Here is a 2,321-nt window from a genome sequence, read left to right on the forward strand (position 1 = left end):
AGCAGCAGGCCAGCGACGGCGTAGGCTCTGGGACTGCCGCACCCGTAACCCGCGCACCCCGGCAAACATCCACGGGCAGCCCCAGCCCTGTCATCCCGGCGCTGGGTACGCACCCACCGCTCGACCATCACGCCCACTGACAGCAGGGTTTCTGGAGGTGTCCAGCTGCAGCCTGACCCATGTCCGGCCCCAGGGGCCCACTCCAATCGGGGGTCCCGTTTGCGTGCCGATTGACAGCATGGGCCGCACGATTTCCGAAAATGGTTGCGGGCGAGCGCCGCTCGCCGCTCTCCTGAGCTCGCGATGGATTCCGCCGACGTCATGGGGCACTCGGCCGAGGTCTCGGTGCAGTACTATGCGGAGGCGTCGTGCCTGCACGCCGCGCTTCGGCACGGGGATCGAATCGCAGAGCGGCGCGCGCGTCTCGCAGGCCGGGCCGAGCGCGCCCTCGCCGCTGAACTGGAGCGTTGGGAGGAGGGCTACCGATGATTACGGGTCGCGCCGCTTCGACCTCAGCCGCCGCGGGCCAGCGCTGCGCGCTCTATGCTCGGTTCTCTTCGGAGAACCAGCGCGATGCCTCGATCGAGGACCAGGTGCGGATCTGTCGGGCGCGCGCGGGCCGCGAAGGTTGGCAAGTGACCGCCGTATACCCGGACCACGCCCTTTCCGGCTCAACCGCGCTGCGGCCAGGGTATCAGGCGTTGATGTCGGCAATGCGGGGCGGCGAGATCGATGTCGTCCTGACCGAGAGCCTGGACCGGCTGAGCCGGGACCAGGAGCATATCGCCGGATTCTTCAAGCAGGCGCAGTTCGCTGGCGTACGGATCGTGACATTGGCCGAGGGCGAGATCAGCGAGCTGCATGTCGGCCTCAAGGGTACGATGGGCGCACTGTTCCTGCGGGACCTCGCCGACAAGACCCGTCGCGGCCTCGAGGGTCGCGTCCGTGAGGGCTGCAGCGGCGGCGGCCTCTGCTACGGCTACCGCGTCGTGCGCGGCCCGGCCGGGCGGGACGGTGAGCCCGAGCGCGGGCTGCGCGAGATCGACCCGGTGCAGGCATCCGTCATCCAGCGGATTTTCCGCGACTTCGCCGGCGGCGTCGGCCCCAAATCTATCGCCGCAGCGCTTAACCGCGAGGGCGTCCCCGGCCCGCGCGGCGGGATCTGGCAGGCGGGGACGATTCGCGGCCAGGCAGCGCGCGACACCGGCATCCTCAGGAACCGGCTCTACGCCGGGCAACGAGTGTGGAACCAGCGCCGCTGGATCAAGGACCCTGCGACGGGCCGGCGCCTGGCCCGGCAGAACGGTGCCGACGACGTGGTGGTCGAGGAAATCCCGGCGCTTCGCATCATCGACCCGGAACTCTGGCAGCGGGTGCAGCAGCGCCTCGATGCGCAGCGGGCGCAGGTCGAGCCAGCCGAAACCGGTGTCGCGCCACGCCGGCGCTTCTGGGAGCAGAAACGGCCGCGGCACCTGCTGACCGGCAAGGTGATGTGCGGCCACTGCGGCAAGGCGATGGCCTCGGCGGGCCGGGACTATCTGGCCTGCCGGGTCGCCACGGCGGATGGGCCCTGCGGCAACCGGAGCAGCGTGCGGCGCGGCGCGCTGGAGGCGCAGGTGCTCGAGGCGCTGGGCAGCGAGCTCATGCGGCCGGAGTTGGTGGCCGAGTTCGCCGCCGAGTTTACGCGCGAGCTGAACCGGCTCGCGGCCGAGTCCTCCGCCGGCATCGACGGCAAGCGCCGCGAGCTGGACGGCGTGCGTCGGAAGCTGTCCGGGCTGATCGACGCCATCGCCGACGGCCTGCGGGCGCCGGGGCTGCAGGGCAAGCTCGACGAGTTGGAGGCGCGACGGGCCACCCTGGAGGCCGAGATCGCGACGGCGGGGCGCTCGGCGATACCGCCGCGGCTGCACCCCAACATCGCGGGCGTCTATCGCGAGCGGGTGACCCGGCTACGGGAGGCGCTGGCCGCCGAGGGCGGCACGGAGGTGCTGGAGGAAGTCCGGGCCCTGGTCGACCGGGTCGAGGTGCACGCCCCCGTGGAGCCCGGCGGCGCGCCGCGGCTCGAGTTGATCGGCGAGCTGACGGCGATGTTGCGTGCGGCGGGCGTGGTGCTGCCGGCGCGTGCTGGCGTGGTGGGGGGCGGACGCGAGAAAGGCCCGAGGGCGGTTGCCGTCGGGCCTGTTGCTGAGCGTTCGGTCAAAGTGGATGCGGGGACAGGATTTGAACCTGTGACCTTCAGGTTATGAGCCTGACGAGCTACCGGGCTGCTCCACCCCGCGATGGTGTCTGCGGTGTTGTGTTTGCCGCGGACGGTGATGAGG

At 71.1% G+C, this 2,321-nt stretch carries 2 protein-coding genes and 1 tRNA gene; 2 read left to right on the forward strand and 1 reads right to left on the reverse strand.

Annotation, left to right across the window (positions count from 1 at the left end):
- The first annotated feature begins 303 nt into the window (after window positions 1-303).
- Together E8M80_RS25555 and E8M80_RS25560 are read left to right on the forward strand one after the other, a co-directional pair.
- Entirely contained in the window at window positions 304-489 is a 186-nt protein-coding gene (locus tag E8M80_RS25555; protein ID WP_137128542.1) for a hypothetical protein, read from the forward strand.
- Window positions 486-2,246 carry a recombinase family protein gene (locus E8M80_RS25560; RefSeq protein ID WP_137128543.1) on the forward strand — a complete coding sequence of 587 codons (1,761 nt, stop codon included), beginning with the start codon at window positions 486-488 and terminating at the stop codon, window positions 2,244-2,246. Before E8M80_RS25555 ends, E8M80_RS25560 begins: the two co-directional genes overlap by 4 nt.
- On the opposite strand, the gene E8M80_RS25565 is transcribed toward E8M80_RS25560, so the two are convergent.
- A tRNA-Met gene (locus tag E8M80_RS25565) sits at window positions 2,203-2,279 on the reverse strand. The genes E8M80_RS25560 and E8M80_RS25565 overlap by 44 nt on opposite strands.
- Between the last annotated feature and the right edge of the window lie 42 nt (window positions 2,280-2,321).

The organism is Roseomonas sp. HF4 (genome assembly GCF_005222755.1).
GTDB lineage: Bacteria > Pseudomonadota > Alphaproteobacteria > Acetobacterales > Acetobacteraceae > Neoroseomonas.